Origin of the sequence: Pseudomonas sp. SMV71 (genome assembly GCF_052042015.1) — a bacterium.
In the GTDB taxonomy this organism is placed as follows: domain Bacteria; phylum Pseudomonadota; class Gammaproteobacteria; order Pseudomonadales; family Pseudomonadaceae; genus Aquipseudomonas.
Map to the genome: position 1 here is coordinate 122,766 of NZ_JBKGGU010000007.1, position 25,228 is coordinate 147,993.

Genomic DNA, 25,228 nt, shown 5'->3' on the forward strand with positions numbered 1-25,228 from the left:
TCCCCAGCAAAACTTAATAGGCCCGCCCGCTCAGCCAGGCGTGCAACTCAGGAAAATGATCAATCGACAGTCGCGGCTCGAAGGCCTGCAGCGCCTGAATAGTCTGGGCTCCATAGCTGACAGCCACCGAGCCCATGCCGGCATTGCGCGCCATCTGGAGATCAAACGACGAATCTCCCACCATCAACGCCTGCTCCGGCCGCACGTTGCAGTGCGCCAGGATCTGCTCAAGCATCAGAGGGTGCGGCTTGCTGGCAGTTTCATCGGCAGCGCGAGTGATATCGAAATAATCATCCCAGCCATGGGATTTCAACACCCGGTCCAGCCCGCGCCGCGCCTTGCCGGTCGCGACCGCCAGGTGATAACCCTCGGCACGCAGGGTGTGCAGGGTATCCGCTACGCCTTCGAACAAGGGCGAAGGCTCAGCTTCCAGCGCGATGTAATGGTCGGCGTAATGCTGGCGGAAAACCACCAGCGCTTCGTCATCGATCTCGGGATAGAGACTGCGAATAGCCTCTGGCAACCCAAGGCCGATAATGCCCTTCACCGCCAAGTCGTCGCACCGGGCGAACCCCGAGCGGTCCGACGCGGCATGCATCGATTCCACGATGCGGCCGATGGAATTGGCCAGCGTGCCGTCCCAATCGAAGATCAGCAACTTGTAATCAGGGTGCACTCAAGCGCTCCACGGTCTTGGCCCACATTTCATCCACCGGGGCCTGCAACTTCAGCTCGCCGCCATCAGGCAACGGCACAGTGAGCATGTAGGCATGGAGGAACAGGCGTTTGCCGCCCAGGTCGCGGATTTCCCTGGTGAAATCATCGTCGCCGTATTTGCTGTCACCAGCAATGCAATGTCCAGCGTGGAGGGTGTGGACGCGAATCTGATGGGTACGACCCGTCACTGGCTTGGCCTCGACCAGGGTGGCGAACTCGCCGAAGCGGCGCAGCACCTTGAACACGGTTAGCGCCTCCTTGCCCTCGTCATTGACTTCGACCATGCGCTCACCCGAACGCAAGTTGCTCTTGAGCAGCGGGGCACGGACCTGCTTGATGGAGGTCGCCCAATGACCGCGGACGAGCGCCATGTAGCGCTTGTCCACGCCGTCGCCGCGCAATTGCTCATGCAGATGGCGCAGCATGCTGCGCTTCTTGGCGATCATCAGCAGGCCGGACGTGTCGCGGTCCAGGCGATGGACCAGCTCCAGCTCCTTGGCGTCCGGACGCAGCTGACGAAAGGCTTCGATCACGCCGAAATTCAGCCCACTACCGCCGTGAACCGCAATGCCCGCGGGCTTGTTGATCACGATCAAGGCCTTGTCTTCGTAGACGATCGCAGCCTCGAGGCGTTGCAGCAGGCCTTGAGCCACCGGCACCGGCTCATCGCGCTCAGGCACGCGAACCGGCGGCACACGCACGACATCGCCCGCCTGGAGCTTGTATTCAGGCTTGATCCGCCCCTTGTTCACCCGCACTTCACCTTTACGCAAGATGCGGTAGATCAGGGTCTTGGGCACGCCTTTGAGTCGGGCCAGCAGGAAATTATCGATTCGTTGGCCGGCATATTCCGGCGAGACCTCGAGCAGTTGAACGCCAGGGGTCGAAGGGGCAGTAGTTGTCATGGCGGCGATCATAACAATTTTTTATGGAATTGAAGCACTTAATCATTGCTGCTATAGTCGCGAACGCCGCCAAAAGTGGCTGGACAGCGGACCAACGGTCAAAAACCGGCCCTGACCAACGCAATTCACGAGGACGAGAGGCCGTCCTACGGGGCTTTCGCTACGAACGGTAGAGTTTGCAGGTGTTACGAGCGCAGGTGACATGAGGCCTGAAATACGCCGCAAAGCAGAGTTCTGACTCGCCTTGCGCGCCACATTCACGGCCAGTTCACAAAGTGCAGTCAGCTATGAACGACCCCGAGCGAGAGCTTCGGAAACAACGCCTAAATGAGCCATGATGCGTGACCTCCCCTTTCGGAGCTCACGGTAAATGCCAACCCGCTGCGGATTCTGCGCGCGGCAGCACCCGAATTATCAGGGATACGTGTAGGGTGGAGATGTACAACCGTCGGACTGTGTAGCACTAGGCTTATATTTAGACGCTTCATCTCGTCCACAGGCGCCGGTTGATTCCTCCTCCTGACTGAGTGCTTGAGTACCAGCAAGCAGGACGCGTCCGTCGCGACTTCGCCATCATTGGGTCGAACTCGCTGGACACTGGAACGGCCCCGCCACTTCCAGGACGCACCTGACACCGACCGTGAGAAGTCGTGTGTGCCGAACGCCGTTTCCGGCAGCCCGGAAACCGACGGTACTACATGAAAAGAATGCTGATTAACGCAACTCAACCCGAAGAGTTGCGTGTTGCACTGGTAGACGGCCAGCGCCTCTACGACCTGGATATCGAATCCGGTGCACGCGAGCAGAAGAAGGCCAACATCTATAAAGGCCGGATTACTCGCATCGAACCAAGCCTTGAGGCTGCCTTTGTCGATTTCGGCTCCGAGCGCCACGGCTTCCTGCCCCTCAAAGAAATCTCCCGCGAATACTTCAAGAAAGCCCCTGAAGGCCGCGTCAACATCAAGGACGTCCTTAGCGAAGGCCAGGAAGTCATCGTCCAGGTCGAAAAGGAAGAACGTGGCAACAAGGGTGCCGCCCTGACCACCTTCATCAGCCTGGCCGGCCGTTACCTAGTCCTGATGCCGAACAACCCTCGCGCCGGCGGCATCTCCCGTCGCATCGAAGGCGAAGAGCGCAACGAACTGCGTGAAGCCCTCAACGGCCTGGTGGCCCCGGCCGACATGGGCCTGATCGTTCGCACCGCCGGCCTTGGCCGTAGCAGCGAAGAAATGCAGTGGGACCTCGACTACCTGCTGCAACTGTGGACCGCCATCAAAGAGGCCTCGCTGGATCGCTCCGCTCCGTTCCTGATCTACCAGGAAAGCAACGTGATCATCCGCGCCATCCGCGACTACCTGCGCCAGGACATCGGCGAAGTACTGATCGACAGCGTCGAAGCCCAGGACGAAGCCCTGACCTTCATTCGCCAGGTGATGCCGCAGTACGCCAGCAAGATCAAGCTCTACGAAGACAGCGTCCCGCTGTTCAACCGCTTTCAGATCGAAAGCCAGATCGAGACTGCGTTCCAACGCGTCGTCGAACTGCCGTCCGGCGGTTCCATCGTCATCGATCCAACCGAAGCCCTGGTGTCCATCGACATCAACTCGGCCCGCGCCACCAAAGGCAGCGACATCGAAGAAACCGCCCTGCAGACCAACCTGGAAGCGGCCGAGGAAATCGCCCGCCAGCTGCGCCTGCGTGACATCGGCGGCCTGATCGTCATCGACTTCATCGACATGACGCCGGCCAAGAACCAGCGCGCCGTGGAAGAAAAAGTCCGCGAATGCCTGGAAGCCGACCGCGCCCGTGTGCAGGTCGGTCGCATCTCGCGCTTCGGCCTGCTGGAAATGTCCCGTCAGCGCCTGCGTCCATCCCTGGGTGAAAGCAGCGGCATCGTCTGCCCACGCTGCAACGGCACCGGCATCATCCGTGATGTCGAGTCGCTGTCCCTGGCGATCCTGCGCCTGATCGAAGAGGAAGCCCTGAAGGATCGCACCGCCGAAGTGCGTGCCCAGGTGCCGATCCCGGTCGCCGCGTTCCTGCTCAACGAAAAACGCAACTCGATCACCAAGATCGAACTGCGTACCCGGGCACGTATCGTCATCCTGCCGAACGATCACCTCGAGACGCCGCACTTCGAAGTGCAGCGCCTGCGCGATGACAGCCCGGAAGCCCACACCAACCAGTCCAGCTACGAAATCGCCGCGGCCGCAGCCGAAGCCGAAGACGTCCAGCCGGCTGCCGCCACCCGCACCCTGGTTCGCCAGGAAGCCGCGGTCAAGACTGCCCCGGCCCGCGCCAACGCTCCGGTCCCGACCGAAGTGGCTGCTCCGGCTGCGGCACCGGTCGCCGCGCCAGAACCTAGCCTGTTCAAAGGCCTGGTGAAGTCGCTGGTCAGCCTGTTCGCCACCAAGGAAGAGCCCGTCGCGCCTGCCGTCGTTGCCAAGCCTGCCGCTCCTGAGCGTCCGGCTCGCAACGAGGAACGCCGCAACGGTCGCCAGCAGACCCGCAACCGCAATGGCCGCCGCGACGAAGAGCGCAAGCCTCGTGAAGAACGCGGGCCTCGTGAAGAGCGTGCACCGCGTGAAGAGCGTGCACCGCGCGAGCCACGTGAAGAACGCCAGCCTCGCGAAATCCGTGAAGACGCGCCAGCCGTGGCTCGCGAAGAGCGCGCACCGCGCCCGCCGCGTGAAGAACGTCAACCGCGCGCCCCGCGTGAGGATCGCAAGCCACGTGGCGAGCGTGAAGAACGCGTGCGTGAACTGCGCGAGCCACTGGATGCCGCTCCGGCCGTAGCCACGACTGCCGCTGAAGAACGTCCGGCTCGCCAGCCACGTGAAGAGCGCGCACCGCGGCCACCGCGTGAAGAGCGTCAACCACGCGCCGAACAGGCCGCCGCAGCCAGCGAAGAAGAAGTACTGAGCGCCGAAGAGCAACAAGCGGAAGACGGCCAGGACACCGCCGAAGGCGATCGTCCACGCCGCCGCTCCCGTGGCCAGCGTCGCCGCAGCAACCGTCGTGAGCGTCAGCGCGATGCCAACGGCAATGTGATCGAAGGTTCGGAAGAGTCCGAATCCACCGCGAACGCCGAAGCGCCGAGCGCCGCCGACCTGGCCGCCGGCCTGGCTGTGACTGCGGCGGTTGCCAGCAGCACGATCAGCGCCCCGGCTGAAGCCCAGGCCAACGAGCAGGCCGAACGCGCCACTGCCGCTGTGGAGAACGCCCCGACGGTCGAAGCACCTGTGGTTGAAGCTTCTACCCCGGTAGAAGTGACGGCTTCGCCGGAAGTGGAGCTCGCTCCGGTTCGTGAAGCCCAGCCTGACGTCCAAGCCGTTGCCGAGCCTGCGCCGGTCATCGAGCAGCCAGTGGTTGCCGCTGAGCCGGCCGTCGAGGCAGCTGCACCAGCACCGGCAGCCGAGCCGGTCCGCGAGGAACAGACCGCGTTCAACTGGCACGCCGAGCCGGTCGCCCCGGCGCCGATCGCTGAGCCAGAGCCGACTCCGGAGCCAGTGAAAGCGGTCGAAGCCCCCGTGGTCGAAACACCCGTGGTCGAGGCCGCTCCAGTGGTCGAAACCCCGGTGGTTGTCGAAGCGCCAACCCCTGTGCAGGAACCGGCACCTGCCAGTGCCCTGACAGCCAATGGTCGCGCCCCGAACGACCCGCGTGAAGTGCGTCGCCGCAAGCGCGAAGCCGAGCGCCTGCAGAAGGAAGCCGAACTGGCGGCCGCTGCCGCTCAAACACCCGCCGCCGAGCCGGCTCCGGCAGTGGACGTTGTCGAGGCAGCCCCTGCCCCGGTCGCCGAAGCGCCTGCCGAGCCAGCCCCGGTGGAATCGGCTCCAGTGATCGACGAACCTCAACCCTTCGCCGAAGAAGTCGCACCGCGTCACACTGAAGCCTTGGAAAAAGAGCACGAGCCTAAACCTCACGCCTGATTCCATCGCCCAGTAAAAAAGCCCCGCCCGGTCATGCCAGGCGGGGCTTTTTCATGGCTGGAACATAAGCAGCAGGCGCACCAGAATCCTGTGGGAGCGAGCCTGCTCGCGATGGCGTCGGGTCAGATTGCATCAATGCTGAATGTCAGACCGCAATCGCGAGCAAGCTCGCTCCCACAGGGGATCTGCGACGGCCATGGAATCACTGTCTATCTCAATTCAAATGTGGGAGCGGTTTGTTTCGGACTGTTTGACTGCTGTGGCGAGGGAGCTTGCTCCCGCTGGGTGGCGCAGCCGCCCCCATCCAGACGATGCGACTGCCCAGACAGACCGCGCCAGCCAGTTCACGACGGCTTCGCAGCCGAGCGGGAGCAAGCTCCCTCGCCACAAAAGCCTGGCGCCGGGCCGCACAGGACCGCTGCCAGGCTGTGACTGGGGAATCAGTGATGGTTGTTATTTGAAGGCCAATGCCTCTGGCACGTCGACATCCCAGGTCACGCCAGGATCGTCCACAACTACCTCAACCACTGACGCCCCGGCAAACAAAGCCTTGGCGCCGCGGTCTCCCGTCAGCGCCATTAATCTCGGACCAAAGGCACGGCCAAATCCCACGGGGTGTCCGTACTCACCCGCAAGGACCGGCACACAGATGCCGTCCTCGCGCATTCCGGCAGTCACCTGCTCATAGCTCGATGGCAAGATGAAAGGCATATCCCCCAACACCATCAACCAGCCATCAAGGTCCGGACAGGCTTGGACACCAGCCGCGATGCTATCACCCAGCCCCGGCGAATCCAGCGCCACGACATCGCAACCGTAAGCCTGGGCCATGCGCATGACCTGTGGCCGTTCGCTACTTGTCACCAACACGCGCTTTTCCAGCGATGCAGGCAGATTCACCAGCACCTGCTCGATCACCGAACGGACAGCGCCATCACGTCCCGTGCAGTCGGCCAACAACTTATCCTTGTCGGGACCTGCAACCTGCCGGAAACGACTGCCTGATCCCGCAGCCAGGATGATCACGCCAATCGATTCGCCCATGTGCCCTCCTCGTCCACGCGTTACAGCGGCTTTTTCTGACGCAGCTCCACACCGTTCTTGATGGCGACGATTTCCGCCAGCAACGACAAGGCGATTTCCGCCGGGGTGTGGCTGCCGATGTGCAGGCCGATCGGTCCGTGCAGGCGGTCAATGGCCTCTGCCGACAAGCCTAGCTGAGCCAGGTTGTCCCGGCGCTTCTGGCTGTTGACCCGCGAGCCCAGTGCCCCGACATAAAAAGCCCTGGAGTCCAGCGCGGTGAGCAACGCCATGTCGTCAAGGCGTGGATCGTGGGTCAGGGCAACGATGGCTGTGCGCTCGTCAGTCTGGATATTCAGCACCGCTTCATCGGGCATGCCCGGGACGAAACGGCCATGCTGCTCTTCCCAACCGTAGACGAATTCCTTGCGCGGGTCGCAGATCAATACTTCGAAGTCCAGCAACCTTGCCATCTCCGCCACATAACGCGACAGTTGCCCGGCGCCGATCAGCAACAGCCGCCAGCGCGGGCCATAAATCGCCCGCAAAACGTGCCCGTCGAACGTCAGGGTGTCAGTCTTGCTGGCGGGTGTCAGCACCACATCACCACGGGCGACTGTCAGCTCACGGGCCACGATCTCATGGGCTTCACAACGCTCCAGCAGCTGCGCCACCCATTGCGGATCGCCGACCCGCTCCTCGGTCAGGCGCAAAGTACCGCCGCAGGGCAGGCCGAAACGCGCCGCTTCCTCGCGAGTCACGCCATAGGTAATCAACTGCACCGGCGGCCCCTCGGCCGGAATACGGCCGTCGTGCAGCCGGGCGATCAAGTCATCCTCGACACAGCCGCCCGACACCGAGCCAATCACCACACCGTCTTCGCGCAAGGCCAGCATCGCCCCCGGAGGTCTTGGCGCGGTCCCCCAGGTCTGGACCACCGTGAACAACACCACCCGCTGTCCGGCGCGGCGCCATTCAAGCACGCTGCGCAGCACGTTCAGATCAACGCTGTCCATCAGGCCTGGGCCTGTTGCCAGCCTTGCAGCTGGTAACGCACGGGAAGGTTGCGGATGCGTTTGCCGGTGGCGGCGAAAATCGCATTGCACAGCGCCGGCGCGATCGGCGGCACGCCCGGCTCACCGACACCACCCAACGGCACCTCGCCCGATGGCGTGACCAGGTGCACCGCCACTTCCTTCGGCGCAAGGGACATGCGCGCCACTTCGTACATGTGGAAGTTGTCCTGCTGGACCTTGCCGTCCTTGAAGCTGATCTCGCCGACCATCGCATTGCCCAGGCCCATGACGCAGGCGCCTTCGAATTGCGAGCGGATCCGCTCCGGGTTGATCTGCGGGCCGCAATCCACGGCGATGTCGGCCTTGTGCACGATCACCGTCCCATCGTCCTTGACCTCGACTTCGAGCACTGCCGCCACGTAGGTGACGAAACTGTAGTGCACCGCCAGCCCAAGGCCGCGACCCTTGGGCAGTTGACGCCCCCAACCGGCGGCCTTGGCGGCGGTCTCCAGCACCGTGCGGATCCGCGCCGTGTCGATGGGATAGCGCTCGGGGGATTCGCCGTAGTTCCACTCTTCGCTCAACGTACGGGGATCGATCCTGCGGTCCGGGCCGAGTAATTTGATCTGGTACTTCAGCGGATCCTGACCGGCCTTGTGGGCCAACTCGTCAATGAAGCTCTGGATCGCGAAACCATGAGGGATGTTCGACACCGAGCGGTACCAGCCCACCCGGGCGTGCGCCACGGCTTCGGGGTTCTCCAGGCGCAGATTGGGAATGGCGTAGGCCAGGTTGGTCAGGCCCATTCCCACCTCGAACGGCGCCTCGTGAGTCATGCCCGGCGCAAACAGCGCGGTGATACTCGGCGCCACGGTGCGGTGCAACCAACCGGAGGGCATGCCGTCCTGGTTCAACCCGGCTTTCAGGTATTCCGCCGACACGGTGTGGAAATACGAGTGATGGATGTCGTCCTCGCGGGTCCACTGCACCCGTATGGGCTGGCCCGGAAACTCCTTGGCCAACACTGCCGCCTCGACGACGAAATCCGGTTTGGACTTGCGCCCGAACCCTCCCCCCAACAGCGTGATATTCACCGTAACCTTTTCAAAGGGGATACCCAACCGTTCAGCGAGACGCTCGCGAGTGACCTGCGGAGCCTGGCTCGGCGCCCAGGCTTCGAGCTGGCCATCCTTGAACCGGGCGACGGCGACCATGGGTTCCATCGGCGATTGGGACAGGTGCGGCAGGTAATAGGTCGCTTCGAGGGTCGAATCGGCCTTGCTCAATGCGTCGTCCAGGTTACCGGCGCTGCGCACGACTTTCCCGGGCTTGAGGGCTGCCGCCTCCAGCTCCTTGCGATAGGCAACGGAGTCATAGCCGACATTCGGACCGTCGTCCCATTCGATCTTCAACGCTTCGCGGCCCTTGATCGCCGCCCAGGTGTTTTTTGCCACCACTGCCACGCCGCCCAGGGGCTGGAACTCCGAGGGCAACGGCCGCCCCTCGATCTGCACCACCTTGACCACGCCGGGTATTTTCAGCGCGGCGCTGCTGTCCACCGACTTGACCTTGCCGCCATAGACCGGTGGGCGGGCCACGACGGCAGAGAGCATGCCCTCCAGATGCACATCGGCGCCGAACACCGCGCGACCATTGACGATGTCCGCACCGTCGATGGCCCGGCTCGCTTCCTTGCCGATGTAGCGGAACTCCGACGGCTGCTTGAGGCGCAAGCTGTCACGGGCCGGCACCGGCAAGGCGCTGGCGGCGGCAGCCAACGCGCCATAGCCCAGTTCACGCCCGGACGGTTGGTGCAGCACCTTGTGCAATTGCGCCCGGCATTCAGTCACCGGGACGTTCCACTGCGCAGCGGCGGCCTGTTCCAGCATGGCCCGGGCGGCAGCGCCGCAGCGGCGCATCGGCTCGTACCAGTGGCGCATACTGCGCGAACCATCGGTGTCCTGGTTGCCGAAGCGCGCTTCATCCGCCGGCGCCTGCTGTACCTTGACCTGCGCCCAGTCGGCATCCAGTTCATCGGCCACCACCATACTCAAGCTGGTGCGGATGCCCTGGCCCATTTCCGAGCGGTTGCAAATCACCGTCACGCTGCCGTCGGCAGCGATGCTGACATAGACCTTCGGGTCGTCGACCGCGCCGTGGGGCATGCCCTCGGCACCGTATTTTTTCTCTTCGGCGAAGGCGTCCGGCAAGCCCCAGCTGGCGGCCAGTACCAATACCCCGGTGGCGCTGGCGCCTTTGAGAAAGCCGCGACGACTGAGGTTGCTCAGCACAAAATCATTGGGCAGACGGCTCATGCCTTGGCCTCCTTCAGATGCGTGGAAGCCTGGCGGATGGCGGTCTTGATCCGATTATAGGTCCCACAGCGGCAGAGGTTGCCGACCATGGCTTCTTCGATCTGCTCGTCGCTCGGGTTGGGGTTGGTCTTGAGCAAGGCGGTCGCGGACATGATCTGCCCGCCCTGGCAGTAACCACACTGGGCCACGGCGGTATCGAGCCAGGCTTTCTGGACGATTTGCCCGACCGGGTCGGCATGAAGCTCGTCGATGGTGCTGATGGCCTGCCCTTTCACCGAGCCGATCGGCGTGATGCAGCTGCGTGCCGGGGCACCGTCGATGTGGATGGTGCACGCGCCGCACAGGCCCATGCCGCAGCCGAATTTGGTGCCGTTGTAACCGGCGACGTCGCGGATCGCCCACAAAAGCGGCATGTCCTCGGTCACATCCAGTTGATGGTCTTTTCCATTGAGTTTCAGGGTAATCATGGGCACGCCCGCATAGTCTTGGAGTTATGGGGTCGAGCAATCTGCCGCGTGGGTAACGGTTCGGTTGTCGCAGACTGGCTCAGGCTGATCGGGCTCTCTTGTGCAGATACGCAAGGCGTCTGCACCGGGCCTTCTATGATGCGATGATGGCATCTTCAGCTCGCTAAATTAACCCAGGATGAAGCAAAACGCCCTGCACAATCCTGCACAAATGATCGTGTGCCTGATTGAGACAGGGCGTTTTTCAGTTGATCGCGAGCAAGCTTTACTCTCACTCGCTCAGTACCGGTTGGGCTCCATTTCCAGTTCAACTTGGAAACGCTCGGCGATGTCTTTCTGGATGCGCTGGGCCAGGTCCAACAATTGCGGGCCCGTGGCGCTGCCATAGTTGACCAGGACAAGCGCCTGCAACTTATGCACACCGGCATCGCCTTCGCGGAATCCCTTCCAACCGGCCCGCTCGATCAGCCAGCCGGCGGCGATCTTCATCTGGCCCTCAGGCTGTGGATAAGCCACCAGGTCCGGGTATTGCTCCTTGAGCCGGGCCACGTGCGCGGCCGGCACCAGCGGATTCTTGAAGAAGCTGCCGGCGTTGCCCAGAACGGCCGGATCGGGGAGTTTCTCGCTGCGGATGCTGCAGATAGCCCGGCTGACATCGCTGGGCGTCGCCTGATCGACACCTTGCTCGGTCAAGCGTTGGCGAACCGGGCCGTATTCCAGATGCAGATGCGCGGCACGACTGAGCGCAAAGCGTACCCGCAGGATCAACCAGCGACCGGCCTGCTGTTTGAACAGGCTGTCACGGTAGGCGAAACAGCACTCCTCGAGACTGAACTCCCGTAGCTCGCCGGTCTGGCGGTCCAGAGCGGTGAGGCCGGCGAATACGTCCTTGATCTCCACGCCATAGGCGCCGATGTTCTGCATCGGTGCTGCGCCTACGGTTCCAGGAATCAGACTGAGGTTTTCCAGGCCCGACCAGCCTTGGGCCAGCGTGTACTGGACAAACGGATGCCACGGCTCCCCGGCTTCGGCCTCGACCACCACCCGCTCGCCGTCATCACCGAGCACGCGTACTCCCTGGCTGGCCATGCGCAGCACCAGGGCGTCGATGTCGCCGGTCAGCAGCAGGTTGCTGCCGCCGCCAATCACCAACAACGGGAGGTCATGGCCGCGAGCATAAGCCAGCGCCTGACGAACGTCGTCATCGCTATGGGCTTCAGCGAACAGTCGGGCGCTGACATCCACGCCGAAACTGTTGAAAGGCTTCAGGCTGACGCCCGCCCGCACCTGTAAGGTCATAACCGCCCCTTCAATTCGATCACCAGGCGATCCGTGGCGCGCTCGATCAGGTCCAGTACCTGTTCGAAGCCCTGCTCGCCATCGTAATAAGGGTCCGGCACGTCATCGAGTTCAGCTTCGTAGCGCCGCAGGAACAGGTCCAGCTCGGCCCTGCCGTTGGCCGGTTGCAGCGCCTTGAGGTTGCGCAGGTTGCTGCTGTCCATCGCCAGGATCAGGTCGTAGGCCGAGAAGTCGGCGCGGCTCACCTGCCGGGCCCGCTGGGCCGACAGATCGTAGCCGCGCTTCAAGGCCGCCGCCATGCTGCGCTTGTCCGGGGCTTTGCCCACGTGCCAGTCGCCGGTGCCGGCGGAGGCAACCTCCACCTGCTCCGCCAAACCGGCCTCGCGCAGCTTGTGCCGCAGGATGCCTTCGGCGGTGGGCGAGCGGCATATGTTGCCAAGGCAGACGAACAGAACCCGCATCAGGCCTCCAGCAGGCGACGAACGCGCTCGAGGTCTTCAGGGGTGTCGACGCCGGTCGGCGGGGCAATCACGGCATCGGCGACATGAATCCGCACGCCGTGCCAGAGCGCACGCAATTGTTCAAGGGATTCGGTGTTTTCCAGCCAGCACGGCCCCCAGGCGACAAAGTCCTGAAGGAAGCCGGCACGGTAGGCGTAGATGCCGATGTGACGGCGATACGGCACGCCCTCGGGCATCACGTCACGGCTTTGGGCGAATGCGTCCCGGGCCCAGGGCAACGTGGCGCGGCTGAAGGTCAACGCCAGGCCGTTGAGGTCACTGACCACCTTGACCACATTGGGGTTGAACAGGGTTTGCACATCTTCGATCGGCTCGGCCAGGGTGGCCATGCGCGCCTCAGTGTGGGCGGCAAGATTCGCCGCGACCTGGTCGATCACGCTCGGCGGGATCAACGGTTCGTCACCCTGCACATTCACCACGATGGCGTCGGGCGCCAGGCCCAGTTTCGCCGCGACTTCAGCCAGGCGGTCGGTACCGGAGTTATGGTCTTCACGGGTCATGACCACCTCGGCGCCAAACCCCTTGCAGGCCTCGACGATGCGCGCATCATCGGTCGCCACCACCACGCGCTGGGCGCTGCTTTTGCTGGCCTGTTCCCACACGTGTTGGATCATCGGCTTGCCGGCGATCGACAACAGCGGTTTACCCGGCAGGCGCGTCGAGGCGAAACGCGACGGAATCACAACGGTGAAGGCGGCACTCATTTATCCAGGCGCTCATCGGTGGTCAGGGTACGGGCTTCGCTTTCGAGCATCACCGGGATGCCGTCGCGAATCGGATAGGCCAGGCCGGCGCCCTTGCTGATCAGTTCGGTCTTGTCGGCGCTGAGCTTGAGCGGGCCTTTGCAGACCGGGCAGGCCAGGATGTCGAGCAATTTGGTGTCCATGAGATTCCCTTGAATAAAGGTTTAAGGCAGAAGTCGATCCGGCAACAGGCGCATCAGCTGCGTATCGAACCAGGCTGCGAAGGCCGGCGATGGTGCAGCGTCCACGGCCAGGTACCACCAGTCCGGCGCCGCGAAGGCTCGGCATTTGACTGCGTCCTTCTCCGTCATGACCACGGGCAACGGCGGCGTGAAGCTCAGGGCCTGGACCGTGTATTCGGCGTGGTCGGCGAAACCGTGCGGTATGGGGCGCCAGTGTAGCGTTTCGAGGGTCTTGAAGAAACGCTGGGGATTGCCGATACCGGCCACGGCGTGCAAGGCCTGGCCTGCCGGGAAGTGGTCAAGGGCGCGCCGTTCACCGCTGAGCAGGTTCACCAGCGCAGTCGGTCGTAGCTCGAAGGCGAAACCGTCCTCGCGATCCGTGCTGGCGCCGTTGAACAGCACGGCGTCCACCGACTGCAGGCGCTCTACAGGTTCGCGCAACGGCCCGGCGGGCAGGCAACGTTGGTTGCCCAGGCCGCGGGCGTTGTCAATCAGCACCAGTTCAAGGTCGCGGGCCATGCGGTAATGCTGCATGCCGTCGTCGGAGAGGATCAGGTCCAGCGGCTCGGCGTCCACCAGCGCCTGGATCGCACGGCTGCGGTCGGGGTCGATCACCAGCGGCACACCGGTGCGCTGGACGATCAGCAGCGGCTCGTCACCCGCTACGTCGGCGCCCTGCTCGGCTTCGACGCGCCATGGCAACTGCGGCGGCTTGGCGCCATACCCCCGGCTGACCACGCCAACCCGCAGGCCGCTGCGTTGGCAATGCTCGATCATCCACAGGATCAACGGCGTCTTGCCGGTGCCGCCGACCGTGATATTACCGACCACCACCAGCGGCACCGGCGGCTGATAAATGCTGCCCTCGCCCGCCAGGAAGCGCTCGCGCTTGCCGACCACCACCCGCCGGTACAACCACTCCAGCGGTCGCAACAGGGCCAGGGCCGGATGACCTTCATACCACGCGCCGAGCAATCGATCGGAAATGGCCATCAGGATGCCGGCGCCGCCTCGACCGTGGTCATGCGCAGATGACTGAAACCGAGCTTGCCGGCCGCGTCCATGGCGGTGATCACCGATTGATGGGGAGTCTTGCCGTCGGCGCTGATGGACAGCGGCAGATTGGTATCGCCGCCGGATTCCTTCTGCAGGGCCTCGATCAGGCTCGCCAGGTCACTCTTGGGCAGCAGTTGGTTATTCACCGAGAACGCGCCTTCGGCACTGATGGTGATTTCAATGCTTTTGAGCTGCTGGTCTTCGGCCGGCGAGCCACTGACGGCTTGAGGCAACTCGACCTTGAGTTGGGTTTCACGGGTGAAGGTGGTCGTCACGACAAAAAACAGCAGCAGGATGAACACCACGTCGATCAGCGACGCGAGGTTGATGTCGATGGTTTCCCGTGGCTTGCGGCGGAATTTCACTTCTTGCCCCCGGCCAGGTCCACGTCACGATCACCCTGCACCACCTCGACCAACTTGATAGCTTCCTGCTCCATGCCCACCACCAGCTCATCGACACGGCGTTGCAGGAACCGGTGGAAGAACACCGCCGGAATCCCCACCATCAGGCCGGAAGCGGTGGTGATCAGCGCCTTGGAGATACCGCCCGCCAACACGGCGGCGTTCGTGGCTGTGCCGGAGGTGGTGAATGCACTGAAAATGTCGATCATGCCCAGCACCGTACCCAGCAGGCCCAGCAGCGGCGACATCGCGGCGATGGTACCAAGGGCGTTGATGTAGCGCTCCAGCTCGTGGATGACCCGGGCAGCGGCCTCCTCGATGCATTCCTTCATGATCTCGCGGCCATGCTTGGAGTTCGCCAGGCCGGCGGCAAGGATTTCCCCCAGGGGCGAACTGGCGCGCAGCTCCTTGAGCTTGTCCTTGTTCAGTTGCTTGTCCTTGATCCAGACCCATACCTGCCCGACCAGATGGTCCGGGGCCACTCGGCTGGCCCGCAAGGTCCACAGCCGCTCGGCAACAATACCCAGTGCCGCGATGGAACTCAGAATGATCGGCAACATCATCCAGCCGCCGGATTTGACCAATTCCCACACAGTGACTGCCCCCTCGAAAAAGTGCGCCACTTTATCACACCGACTCGCCTTGGAGACCCGCGACGCCGACAAGCACCTTGCCCGTTGAGCTGGATCAACGCCCGCCCGCTGGCCCTGTGTGCGGCGGGTCGCGCCAGTACCGCCGCACACCTGCCTGGGTGTGCGGCGGCTCGAAGGCACCCAGTTGCAGACGAATGGCGCCCTGCTCGGCGCTGTCATAAATCGCCATGCCCGAGCGACGATAGCGTGCCATGACCTGTGGATGAGGATGGCCGAACGAATTGCCATGCCCTCGCGAAATCAGCACAGAGTGCGGTTTGAGGCGCGACAGCAGGAGCATCGACGAGGAACTGCGGCTGCCGTGATGAGGCGCCGCCAGCCAGTGGATGGGCACGGCCAGGGGCCCGTCGAGCAAGGCGCGTTCGGCATGGACGTCGATGTCGCCAGTCAGCAGCAATCGCTCGTCGCCCGCCTCCACCAGCAGGACGCAGGACTTCTGATTGCTTTCGAGGGCCGCTGGCCAGCGCCACAGTTGGAACCTGACGCCGTCCCATTCCCAGGTAGTCCCGCTGTCGCATGACGCGGCCTGCAATTCCTCAGGTAGTGCGGCCGGATCGCCGCTGATCACCCGCAGCGTCGGCAGCCCGTTGCGCACGGCCTGGGCACCGCCGGCATGATCGGCGTCGGCATGGCTGAGCAACATCAGGTCCAGCCCGCGCACGCCGAGCCTGCGCAACGTCGGCAGCACCACGCGCTCACCGACATCGGCCTCGCCAAACCGCGGCCCGGCGTCGTACAGCAGAGTGTGACCGTGAGTCCGCACCAGCACCGCCAGTCCCTGGCCCACGTCCAATTGCCAGACCTGCGCTTGCCCGGGCAATGGAGATTCCTTGGGCGGGAACGCCATCAGCAACACCATCGGCCAGCCGAGTACGCGCAGCGGCACGCCCTTGGGCAACAGCAACAAGCCAGCACCGAGAGTTGCAATGCACCAGGCCCACAACGGCACCGAAGCCGGAACCCAGGCGGGCAGGCGTCCGGCAATCAACGCCAGGCCCTTGAACAGCAGATCGAGCAAGCCGCCGGCGACCCACAGCAATCCTTCGCCGACCCCGGGCACCGGCAGCAATGCCGTGCCGAGCAGTGCCGGTGGCAACACCAACAGACTGATCCAGGGCACCGCCAGCAGGTTCACCAACGGCCCGCTGAGGCTGACCGGCAAGCCCAGTATCAGTAGTAATGGACACAGCCCGACCGCCACCAGCCATTGGGCGCGGGTCCAGGTCTGCCACCAACGCCAGGGCCCCAGGCGTCCGCCGAAGGTGAACACCAACACCGCGACGGCGGCAAACGACAACCAAAACCCTGGCCGCAGGCAGGCGAGCGGATCGAACAGCAACACCCCGTTGAACGCCAGCAGCCAGGCCCACCAGGGGTCAGGATGTTTGAAGCGCCAACGCCAGAGCAACACCAGTCCGATCATCGCGCAGGCCCGCCGTACCGGCACCTCGAACCCGGCGAGCAAGCCATAGCCCAGGGCAGCGCCGAAGGCCAGTGCGCAGGCCCACGGCAACCAGGGCAGCCTCGCTGGCCATAATCCATAGCGCGCCGCGCCTGCTACCAACAGGTACATCAGGCCGGCAAGCAGGCCAATGTGCTGCCCGGAGATCACCAGCAGATGCACGGTGCCGGTGTCTTGCAGCAACTGCCAATCCTCGCGGCTCAACCCGGCGCCGTCGCCCAGCACCAACGCGGCCAACGCACCGGAGCGGCCCTGGGCATCGACGTGCGCCAGCGCCCGGCGCACACCATCGCGCCAGGCGCCATGGGCCGGTTGCAGGCGATGACCGTCCTTGACCGTACCGGTCGCGCCGATGCCGCGACTCAACAGCCAGGCCTGATAGTCGAAACCGTGCGGGTTGCGCAGCCCGACGGGCCGCTTGAGCTTGACCGCCAGTCGCCACCGCTCGCCGCTGTTGACCGGCGGACCGCCGAACCAGGCAAGGCGCATCGACTTCGGCAGGCGGGTACGCCGTGAATGTCCATCGGCCAGTTCGAAGCGCACCCCATCGCCACCGTACTGCGGCAAGCCGACCACGCGACCTTCGACCCAGCGGGTCTCTCCATCCAGCGCGACAGGCAACCGCTCGTCCAGGGCCAGTTGCGCCGACAGGCAGGCCCAGGCCAACCCCAGCAGGAACAAACCCAGGGGGTAAGTTCGAAATGGCAACACCATCAGCGCCAGCACCGGCATGGCCGCCATCAACCACAACGGCGGCAGCGCCGGCAGAAAAACCGGGGTCAGCAACCCCAGTGCAAGCGCGACCAACCCTGTGCGCATAACCCATCCTTGAAAGTGCCCTCTACAGGCTTAGCCGCTCTGGGGCACCGCGGACGTTATCAATTGTCACAAAGTCTGAATCAGCCAATCGTAGAATCCAGACATACTTGCCGCTTATTGCTTTGCACCCGACCGAGAAGCCTTATGCCCCGGCGCTTATTCAAACGTTACATGCCAGACCCAGAGAGCATTCGGGAACACAAATCCTTACGCTTTCTCGGCACCTTGCTGCACGATCCCAACCTGTGGCACCTCAACCGGCATTCGGTCGCCCGGGCGATGGCGGTAGGCCTGTTTGCCGCCTTTCTGCCCATCCCGCTGCAGATGTTGCTGGCCGCCGCCCTGGCCGTCGCCGTCCGGGGCAACATGCCGATTGCGGTGAGCCTGGTATGGCTGACCAATCCGATCACCATGCCGGCGGTGTTCTTCTGCACCTACCAGACCGGCGCCTGGCTGATGGACGTGCCAGCCCGCACGCTCCCGGACGAACTGACCTGGGAATGGATCAGCGGCCAGTTGTCTACCTTGTGGCAGCCGTTCCTGCTGGGTTCGGTAGTGACGGGACTGGTGCTGGGTGCCCTGGCCTACTTCATGACCATGAGCTATTGGCGCTGGTGGGTGACCCGGCAATGGAAGCGGCGCAAGAAAAGCCGGATGTGAGATGCAAAAGGCCTCCAGTGAATGGAGGCCTTTTTTGCATTTCAATGTGGGAGCGAGCTTGCTCGCGATAGCGGTGTGTCAGGCAACAGTTTACTGAATGAGCCGACGCCATCGCGAGCAAGCTCGCTCCAACAGGGGATCAGGTACGCATCCCCCGCCCACTGACCAACAACCGCGCACAGCCAATATAAAGCACCACGGTCGCCACCAGCATGAAGGTAATCGCGATGCTGATCTTGATGTCCGAGACCCCGAGGATGCCGTAGCGAAAGGCGTTGACCATGTGCAGCACCGGGTTGGCCAGGGACACGGTCTGCCAGAACGGGGGCAGCAGCGAGATCGAGTAGAACACCCCACCCAGGTAGGTCAACGGCGTAAGCACGAAGGTCGGGATGATGGAGATGTCATCGAAATTGCGCGCAAACACGGCATTGATGAAACCCAGCAACGAAAAGATCGTGGCCGTCAGTACCACCACCAGCACCGTCACGCCCAGGTGATGCACTTGCAGATGAGTGAAGAACAGCGACAGCAGGGTCACGATCAGGCCCACCGCGAGGCCGCGCAACACACCGCCCAGGGTATAGCCGATAAGAATCGTGTGGGGCGAAACCGGCGAGACCATCAATTCTTCGATGGAGCGCTGGAATTTACTGCCAAAGAAGCTCGAAACCACGTTGCCGTAGGAGTTGGTGATCACCGACATCATGATCAACCCCGGCACGATGTAGTCCATGTACGTGAAGCCGCCCATGTCGCCGATCTGCCGACCGATCAGGTTGCCGAAGATCACGAAGTACAGAACCATGGTGATGGCCGGCGGCAGCAGGGTCTGCGGCCAGATTCGCATGAAGCGCCGGACTTCACGGTAGACGATAGTATTGAGGGCGATCAGGTTGGGGCGTAGCTCGGAACTCATACCGCCACCTTCGCCAGGTTTTTTTCCACCAGGGACACGAACAACTCCTCGAGGCGATTGGTTTTATTGCGCAGGCTTTGCACTTCGATGTTCTGCAATGCCAGCTGGGTGAACAGTCCGGTGATGCCTACGGATTTATCCACCTGGACTTCCAGGGTCCGGCTGTCCACCAGGCGTGCCGGATAGCCGACGATCTGCGGCGCGACTTTCAGGTCGTGCTTGAGGTCCAGCAGGAAGGTCTCCACATGCAGTTGGCTGAGCAACTGGCGCATGCTGGTGTTCTCGACAATGGTGCCGTGGTCGATGATGCCGATGTTGCGGCACAGCTGTTCAGCCTCTTCCAGGTAATGCGTGGTGAGGATGATGGTGATGCCCTTCTGGTTCAGCTCGGTCAGGAAGGTCCACATCGAACGGCGCAACTCGATGTCCACGCCCGCCGTCGGCTCGTCGAGGATCAGCAGTCGCGGTTCATGCACCAGCGCACGGGCAATCATCAGTCGCCGCTTCATGCCGCCGGACAACGAACGGGACGGCACGTCGCGCTTGTCCCACAACCCCAGTTGAGTCAGGTATTGCTCGGCACGCTCGTTGGCGATCTTCGGCGGGATGCCGTAGTAACCGGCCTGGGTCACGACAATGTCGAAGGTCTTTTCGAATTGGTTGAAGTTGAATTCCTGAGGCACCACGCCGATGCTCCGCTTGAGGGCGGCAGGCTGGCGATCCAGGTCATGGCCGAAGACATTTACCGTGCCGCTGGTCTTGTTCACCAGTGTGGAAAGAATGCCAATGGTGGTGGACTTGCCGGCACCGTTGGGGCCGAGCAAGGCGAAAAAGTCACCTTCGGCGACGTCCAGATCGATACCACTCAAGGCCTGGAAACCGTTGCCGTAGGTTTTGGTTAGCTGCCGGATGGACAGAGCGGAACTCATATCGGATTACGCACCAAGAAGGGATGAAAAAGATAGATAAGGGCGCGCAGCGAGCAATACAACCATGGCGCACGAAGGGCATGGTGCGTGGCGTCGCCGCGCAAGTACAGTCAAGCGTGTCGATAGTAAGTATTAAGTCAACGCGGTCATGACCGCCTTGCGGTAGGCCGGACGTTGTTGCAACCGGGCGTACCAGGCCTCTACATGAGGCAGTGGGGCGCGTTGGATAGGCATCTCCAGCCAGGCATAAATGAAACAGCCGAGGGGGATATCACCCATGCCGATTTCATCGCCCGAAAGGTACGGCTGCTGGCTCAACGCCTGATCTACCATGACCAGCGACTCGTCGCAAACCTTGATCGCCTCGTTGATCGCCGCCCAGTCCTGTTGCTCGGCCGGGGTACGCAAGACGCCCCAGAATACCGTGCGAAACGGTGCGGCAAAGGTCGAAGTGGTCCAGTCCATCCATTTTTCGGCGCTGGCCCGCGCCTGCAGGTCAGCGGGATACCAGGTCGTTCCCGACGCATGGCGAGCCGCCAGGTAACGCACGATGGTATTGGATTCCCACAGCACGAAGCCGTCGTCTTCGATCATCGGTACCCTGCCATTGGGGTTTTTCGCCCGGTACTCGGGGGTGTCCACCACACCGAACGCCCCACCGGCGTCAATCGCCTCGTAGGCCAACCCCAGCTCCTCGGCGCACCACAGCGCCTTGCGCACGTTCGATGAATTCTTCCGGCCCCAAATCTTCAGCATCACGGCTTCCTCTATGGATGAAATGCCGCAGCAGCATACGCCGGATCTGGTGTGACTCAAATCGGTCTGCATGACACCGGTAGCAAACAGGATTCAGCTATTGGGGTGCCTCTTGAACAGCACCTGCATGGGTGAAGTTGGCGCTACCTTTGTGGCGAGGGAGCTTGCTCCCGCTCGGTCGGTCCGACGCCTCGGGCGCAGCGACCGCAAAAAAGCCCGGGGCTGTTGCGCAGCCAACGGGAGCAAGCTCCCTCGCCACAAAGCGGGCCTGCGCTGACCTGCACCAGTGCAGCTCGAGTCCATCCACAGCCCTGCCCCAGCAATCACGACATTTCAGCCAAACAATGGCGTTTTCTCACCTCAGCGACGAACGATTTCCTACGGCTGTTGCCAACCAGACTGGCGCAATACATCCAGGGTTTCCCACGATTTCAATCACATCGCGCCTACCGCCGGCTTTGCAGATGCCGTCTAAGCTCTGAAGGTCGGCTTGCCTTGGTTCACGGAGGATTACATATGCTGTTGTTGTGGATACTGGTCCTGGTCGTCGGGGTCGCCTGGCTCGCGCATCGGCGCACCGACCCGCTGCCCGCGCTGGGCATCGTCGCGGTCTACCTGCTGGCCATGGGAATTTTCAGCCACGCGCCCGGTTGGCTGATGCTGGTCCTCTGGATTTTGTTCGCCGCCGTTGCAGCCCCGCTACTGCTGCCGGACCTGCGTCGGCGCTATTTCAGTGCACCGATGTTCGACTGGTTCCAGAAAACCTTGCCGCCCATGTCCCAGACCGAGCGCGACGCCATCGACGCCGGTACGGTGTGGTGGGACGGCGAACTGTTCAGCGGCCGTCCGGACTGGGACACACTACTGTCTTATCCCAAGGTGCAACTGACCGAAGAAGAACAGGCATTCCTCGACGGGCCCACTGAAGAGCTCTGTGCCATGGTCAGCGACTGGCAGATCGGCCAGGCCATGGACCTGCCGCCCGAAGCCTGGGCGCACATAAAGGAACATGGCTTCTTCGCACTGATCATTCCCAAGGAATACGGCGGCAAGGGCTTCTCCGCCTATGCCCACTCTCAGGTCGCCATGAAACTGGCGACCCGCAGCGGCGACCTCGCTTCTACGGTGATGGTCCCCAACTCCCTCGGCCCGGCGGAACTGCTGTTGCACTACGGCACCGACGAACAACGCGACCATTATCTGCCGCGACTGGCCCGTGGCGATGACATCCCCTGCTTCGCCCTGACCGGGCCGCTGGCCGGCTCCGATGCCGGGGCGATGCCCGACACCGGCATCGTCTGCAAGGGCGAATGGCAAGGCCGGGAAACCCTAGGGCTGCGCCTGAACTGGGAAAAGCGCTACATCACCCTCGGCCCGGTAGCTACTTTGCTGGGCCTGGCCTTCAAGGCGTATGACCCGGATCATCTGCTGGGCGACGAAGAAGACCTGGGCATCAGCCTCGCTCTGATCCCCACCGACACGCCCGGCGTGCAGATCGGCCGGCGCCACCTGCCGCTCGGCGCCGCGTTCATGAACGGTCCGAACTGGGGCAAGGATGTGTTCATTCCCCTGGATTTCCTCATTGGCGGCCAGGAGATGCTCGGCAAGGGCTGGATGATGCTGATGAACTGCCTGTCGGTCGGCCGCTCGATCTCGCTGCCGGCGGTGGGCACCGGGGCGGCGAAGTTCACCAGCTTGGTAACCGGCCAGTACACCCAGGTGCGCGAACAGTTCAACGTACCGCTGTCCGCCTTCGAAGGCATCCAGGAGGCCATGGCGCGTATCGGTGGCAACGCCTGGCTGATGGACGCCGCGCGCATGCTGACCGCCAATGCGGTCGACCTAGGGGAAAAGCCCTCGGTACTGTCGGCCATCCTCAAGTATCACCTGACCGAGCGCGGCCGCGAGTGCATCAGCCACGCCATGGACGTGCACGGCGGCAAGGGCATCATCATGGGCCCGAACAATTACCTGGGGCGCAGTTGGCAAGGCGCGCCGATCTTCATCACTGTCGAAGGCGCGAACATCCTCTCACGCAACCTGATGATCTTCGGCCAGGGTGCCATCCGCTGCCATCCGTTCGTGCTCAAGGAAATGGCCTTGGCCACCCGCGAGGACAAGGACCAGGCGCTGATCGAGTTCGACGGGTTGCTGCTCAAGCACATCGGTTTTGCCGTCAGCAACGCCGCCAGTACCCTGGTACTGAACCTGGGCCTGGGCCACTTCGAGCGGGCGCCCGGCAACGGCTTGAGCCAAGGTTATTTCCGAGCGCTCAACCGGCAAGCGGCGGCGTTCGCCTTGCTGGCAGACCTGAGCATGATGCTGCTGGGGGGCGAGCTCAAGCGCCGGGAACGGTTATCGGCGCGCCTGGGCGATGTGCTGAGCAACCTGTACCTGGCTTCCGCCGCGCTCAAGCGTTACCACGATCTCGGTTCGCCGGATCACATGACGCCACTGTTCACCTGGGCCATGGAAGAAAGCCTGGGCCAGGCCGAGCGGGCCCTGGACGAATTGCTGGCCAACTTCCCCAGCCGCGTGCTCGGTTGCCTGCTGCGCCTGGTGGTATTCCCCTTCGGCCGTCGCCACAAGGGACCTAGCGACAGGTTGGATGCAGAGGTGGCTGCGGTCATCGGTCGATCCAAAGGCGACCCGACCCTCGAAGAGTTGCTGCAGGGCTGCTATCGCCCGCAATCGCCTGAAGATCCGGTCGGAGCCCTGCAGCATGCCTGTAACCTGCTGGAGGCTGCCCGTCCCTTGCACAAGAAACTGCATGAGGCGTTCAAACATGGTCAGCTCAATCCGGCACCTGGCGAACCGCTGATCGACACTGCGCTTGAGGCGGGTGTACTGCAGGCGGGCGAAGCCCAGGCCCTGCGTGCGGCCGAAGCGGCCCGGCGCAAGGTCATTGACGTGGACGACTTCGACAAGGAGCAACTGACACCCGCCGAGGCTAAAGTGCGCTGACAGAGAGGAATTTCAAACACCCCGTGTCGAGGGTTTGTACTTTATGTGGCGAGGGAGCTTGCTCCCGCTGGGGCGCGTAGCGGCACCCGACTTTTGCGGTTGCTGCGCCCGAGGCGTCGGACCGACCGAGCGGGAGCAAGCTCCCTCGCCACAATCCCCTTTTGTCAGGAGCCAACACACATGACTCTCATCGGCCCAATCCGCCCAACCCTATAAAACCGCGCGCGGGCCCCTTATACTCCTGCGCCCGTTTTGCTCTTGAGGACTTATCTCGTGTCCAACGTCGTTGCCGATCACCTCGTCTTGCTCGACCACTTGCGCAGCATCCTGGTCGCCGTGGGTGAGGCCGAACAGGTTCCCGAAGAAAGCCATGCCCTGTTTGTGGAGCGTTTCGACGAACTGCGTGCCCAACTGCCTGTAGACCCTATCGAAAGCCAGTACCTGGGCCAGGATCTGTTGTGCCAGGTCATCGTCCGTTACCCACAGATCGCCCACCTGGTGCCTCGCGACCTGCTCTGGTATTTCGGCGGCGATTGCCTGCATTACATGCCCGACGACGAAATCGCCCTGTACCAGGCCCTGGAGGAGCGTCGCTTCGAAGCCGAACAAAACGACGAGCCCTTCGACTGGAACCAGGAAAAGCAGTTGCTGGCGATGTCGGACCAAGACAGCAAGCACTGATTTTATAAGCGCTGTTCAAAAGCCCGCATGGTTGACCCGGCGGGCTTTTTTCTGCCCGGTCGAAGGGGGCGTTCATGCATCCGTTCGCGAGCAGGCTTGCTCCCACAGGAGAATGGCTGCGAAGGAGAATGAGGACCCACAACCCGCGCGATGAGGTCGGAAAAAACAGAGAACCTAGTGCACAGCCTGGAGGACTGGAGCGGCTTTCCACAGGCATAAAAAAACGCCGCTCGATGAGCGGCGTTTTTTTGAATTTGGAGCGGGAAACGAGACTCGAACTCGCGACCCCGACCTTGGCAAGGTCGTGCTCTACCAACTGAGCTATTCCCGCAAATGGCGTCCCCTAGGGGACTCGAACCCCTGTTACCGCCGTGAAAGGGCGGTGTCCTAGGCCACTAGACGAAGGGGACACGCTGCCCGGAACACATGGTGTGTGTTCCAGTGCCCAGATCCGAATCCGAAGATGGCGGTTCTGGTTTCACTCAGCCCTGCCCAAAGGCAACGCTGTTTAAAATTGGAGCGGGAAACGAGACTCGAACTCGCGACCCCGACCTTGGCAAGGTCGTGCTCTACCAACTGAGCTATTCCCGCATTGGCGTCCCCTAGGGGACTCGAACCCCTGTTACCGCCGTGAAAGGGCGGTGTCCTAGGCCACTAGACGAAGGGGACACACGTACTACATTCACTCCCTACCGCGTTTCGCTGAGTGCTTTACGCTGTAAGTGGCGCGCATTCTATGGATGGATTGGGGGGTCGTCAACCCCCAGATATAAATTTATTTAAATCAATGACTTCGCCCGGTTTGCAG

The 25,228-nt window shown here is 62.8% G+C and carries 21 protein-coding genes and 4 tRNA genes; 4 read left to right on the plus strand and 21 right to left on the minus strand.

Annotated elements, in window-relative coordinates:
* Positions 1 to 13: 13 nt before the first annotated feature.
* Complete coding sequence (locus ACLEJQ_RS09140) at positions 14 to 676, minus strand: HAD-IIIA family hydrolase (RefSeq protein WP_440794199.1); 663 nt, start codon at positions 674 to 676, stop codon at positions 14 to 16.
* On the minus strand, positions 666 to 1,622 hold the full coding sequence (rluC, locus tag ACLEJQ_RS09145; protein ID WP_440794201.1) for a 23S rRNA pseudouridine(955/2504/2580) synthase RluC: 957 nt from the start codon (positions 1,620 to 1,622) through the stop codon (positions 666 to 668). Before rluC ends, ACLEJQ_RS09140 begins: the two co-directional genes overlap by 11 nt.
* A gap of 698 nt (positions 1,623 to 2,320) precedes the next feature.
* Here rluC and rne point away from each other — a divergent pair.
* Positions 2,321 to 5,554, plus strand: coding sequence for a ribonuclease E (gene rne / locus ACLEJQ_RS09150; protein ID WP_440794203.1), 3,234 nt, complete (start codon positions 2,321 to 2,323; stop codon positions 5,552 to 5,554).
* A 453-nt stretch (positions 5,555 to 6,007) separates the two neighbouring features.
* Here the strand turns inward: rne and ACLEJQ_RS09155 are convergent, their stop codons facing one another.
* From ACLEJQ_RS09155 to ACLEJQ_RS09210, 12 genes are all read right to left on the minus strand, one after another.
* On the minus strand, positions 6,008 to 6,598 hold the full coding sequence (locus ACLEJQ_RS09155; RefSeq protein WP_440794205.1) for a nucleotidyltransferase family protein: 591 nt from the start codon (positions 6,596 to 6,598) through the stop codon (positions 6,008 to 6,010).
* A gap of 20 nt (positions 6,599 to 6,618) precedes the next feature.
* Positions 6,619 to 7,590 carry an XdhC family protein gene (locus tag ACLEJQ_RS09160; protein WP_440794207.1) on the minus strand — a complete coding sequence of 324 codons (972 nt, stop codon included), beginning with the start codon at positions 7,588 to 7,590 and terminating at the stop codon, positions 6,619 to 6,621.
* Complete coding sequence (locus ACLEJQ_RS09165; protein ID WP_440794209.1) at positions 7,590 to 9,905, minus strand: molybdopterin cofactor-binding domain-containing protein; 2,316 nt, start codon at positions 9,903 to 9,905, stop codon at positions 7,590 to 7,592. The genes ACLEJQ_RS09160 and ACLEJQ_RS09165 overlap by 1 nt, the downstream gene beginning before the upstream one ends.
* A complete protein-coding gene (locus ACLEJQ_RS09170) occupies positions 9,902 to 10,372 on the minus strand; it encodes a (2Fe-2S)-binding protein (RefSeq protein WP_440794211.1) in 471 nt (156 codons plus the stop codon). The genes ACLEJQ_RS09165 and ACLEJQ_RS09170 overlap by 4 nt, the downstream gene beginning before the upstream one ends.
* 279 nt (positions 10,373 to 10,651) lie before the next feature.
* Entirely contained in the window at positions 10,652 to 11,671 is a 1,020-nt protein-coding gene (gene murB, locus ACLEJQ_RS09175) for a UDP-N-acetylmuramate dehydrogenase (protein WP_440794213.1), read from the minus strand.
* Positions 11,668 to 12,132, minus strand: coding sequence for a low molecular weight protein-tyrosine-phosphatase (locus tag ACLEJQ_RS09180; protein ID WP_440794215.1), 465 nt, complete (start codon positions 12,130 to 12,132; stop codon positions 11,668 to 11,670). The genes murB and ACLEJQ_RS09180 overlap by 4 nt, the downstream gene beginning before the upstream one ends.
* Entirely contained in the window at positions 12,132 to 12,896 is a 765-nt protein-coding gene (gene kdsB, locus ACLEJQ_RS09185; protein ID WP_440794217.1) for a 3-deoxy-manno-octulosonate cytidylyltransferase, read from the minus strand. Before kdsB ends, ACLEJQ_RS09180 begins: the two co-directional genes overlap by 1 nt.
* Positions 12,893 to 13,078: a Trm112 family protein gene (locus tag ACLEJQ_RS09190; protein ID WP_003179363.1), complete on the minus strand. Its 186-nt coding sequence runs from the start codon at positions 13,076 to 13,078 to the stop codon at positions 12,893 to 12,895. Before ACLEJQ_RS09190 ends, kdsB begins: the two co-directional genes overlap by 4 nt.
* A gap of 21 nt (positions 13,079 to 13,099) precedes the next feature.
* Positions 13,100 to 14,110 (minus strand): tetraacyldisaccharide 4'-kinase, encoded by a 1,011-nt coding sequence (lpxK, locus tag ACLEJQ_RS09195; protein ID WP_440794220.1) that lies wholly within the window; start codon positions 14,108 to 14,110, stop codon positions 13,100 to 13,102.
* The gene (locus ACLEJQ_RS09200; protein ID WP_440794222.1) at positions 14,110 to 14,538 is read right to left on the minus strand and encodes an ExbD/TolR family protein; all 429 of its coding nucleotides are present in this window, start codon (positions 14,536 to 14,538) and stop codon (positions 14,110 to 14,112) included. Before ACLEJQ_RS09200 ends, lpxK begins: the two co-directional genes overlap by 1 nt.
* Complete coding sequence (locus ACLEJQ_RS09205; protein WP_440794223.1) at positions 14,535 to 15,170, minus strand: MotA/TolQ/ExbB proton channel family protein; 636 nt, start codon at positions 15,168 to 15,170, stop codon at positions 14,535 to 14,537. The genes ACLEJQ_RS09200 and ACLEJQ_RS09205 overlap by 4 nt, the downstream gene beginning before the upstream one ends.
* 94 nt (positions 15,171 to 15,264) lie before the next feature.
* Positions 15,265 to 17,511: a DNA internalization-related competence protein ComEC/Rec2 gene (locus tag ACLEJQ_RS09210; RefSeq protein WP_440794225.1), complete on the minus strand. Its 2,247-nt coding sequence runs from the start codon at positions 17,509 to 17,511 to the stop codon at positions 15,265 to 15,267.
* Positions 17,512 to 17,655: 144 nt separating this feature from the next.
* Here ACLEJQ_RS09210 and ACLEJQ_RS09215 point away from each other — a divergent pair, with 144 nt between their 5' ends.
* Entirely contained in the window at positions 17,656 to 18,171 is a 516-nt protein-coding gene (locus tag ACLEJQ_RS09215) for a DUF2062 domain-containing protein (protein ID WP_440794227.1), read from the plus strand.
* Between the two features lie 139 nt (positions 18,172 to 18,310).
* Here ACLEJQ_RS09215 and ACLEJQ_RS09220 read toward each other — a convergent pair whose 3' ends face one another.
* The 3 genes from ACLEJQ_RS09220 to ACLEJQ_RS09230 form a co-directional block, all read right to left on the minus strand.
* Positions 18,311 to 19,090, minus strand: coding sequence for an ABC transporter permease (locus tag ACLEJQ_RS09220; protein WP_072347169.1), 780 nt, complete (start codon positions 19,088 to 19,090; stop codon positions 18,311 to 18,313).
* Positions 19,087 to 20,019, minus strand: coding sequence for an ABC transporter ATP-binding protein (locus tag ACLEJQ_RS09225; RefSeq protein WP_440794229.1), 933 nt, complete (start codon positions 20,017 to 20,019; stop codon positions 19,087 to 19,089). The genes ACLEJQ_RS09220 and ACLEJQ_RS09225 overlap by 4 nt, the downstream gene beginning before the upstream one ends.
* Positions 20,020 to 20,151: 132 nt before the next feature.
* Positions 20,152 to 20,775, minus strand: coding sequence for a glutathione S-transferase family protein (locus ACLEJQ_RS09230; RefSeq protein WP_440794231.1), 624 nt, complete (start codon positions 20,773 to 20,775; stop codon positions 20,152 to 20,154).
* A 516-nt stretch (positions 20,776 to 21,291) separates the two neighbouring features.
* Here ACLEJQ_RS09230 and ACLEJQ_RS09235 point away from each other — a divergent pair.
* Together ACLEJQ_RS09235 and ACLEJQ_RS09240 are read left to right on the plus strand one after the other, a co-directional pair.
* Entirely contained in the window at positions 21,292 to 23,739 is a 2,448-nt protein-coding gene (locus ACLEJQ_RS09235; protein ID WP_440794233.1) for an acyl-CoA dehydrogenase, read from the plus strand.
* Between the two features lie 273 nt (positions 23,740 to 24,012).
* Positions 24,013 to 24,420: a PA2817 family protein gene (locus ACLEJQ_RS09240; RefSeq protein WP_440794235.1), complete on the plus strand. Its 408-nt coding sequence runs from the start codon at positions 24,013 to 24,015 to the stop codon at positions 24,418 to 24,420.
* A 255-nt stretch (positions 24,421 to 24,675) separates the two neighbouring features.
* Here the strand turns inward: ACLEJQ_RS09240 and ACLEJQ_RS09245 are convergent.
* From ACLEJQ_RS09245 to ACLEJQ_RS09260, 4 genes are all read right to left on the minus strand, one after another.
* Positions 24,676 to 24,751, minus strand: a tRNA-Gly gene (locus tag ACLEJQ_RS09245).
* Positions 24,752 to 24,754: 3 nt separating this feature from the next.
* Positions 24,755 to 24,830 (minus strand) — tRNA-Glu (locus ACLEJQ_RS09250).
* Positions 24,831 to 24,935: 105 nt separating this feature from the next.
* Positions 24,936 to 25,011: transfer RNA gene (locus tag ACLEJQ_RS09255), tRNA-Gly, on the minus strand.
* A 2-nt stretch (positions 25,012 to 25,013) separates the two neighbouring features.
* Positions 25,014 to 25,089: transfer RNA gene (locus tag ACLEJQ_RS09260), tRNA-Glu, on the minus strand.
* Between the last annotated feature and the right edge of the window lie 139 nt (positions 25,090 to 25,228).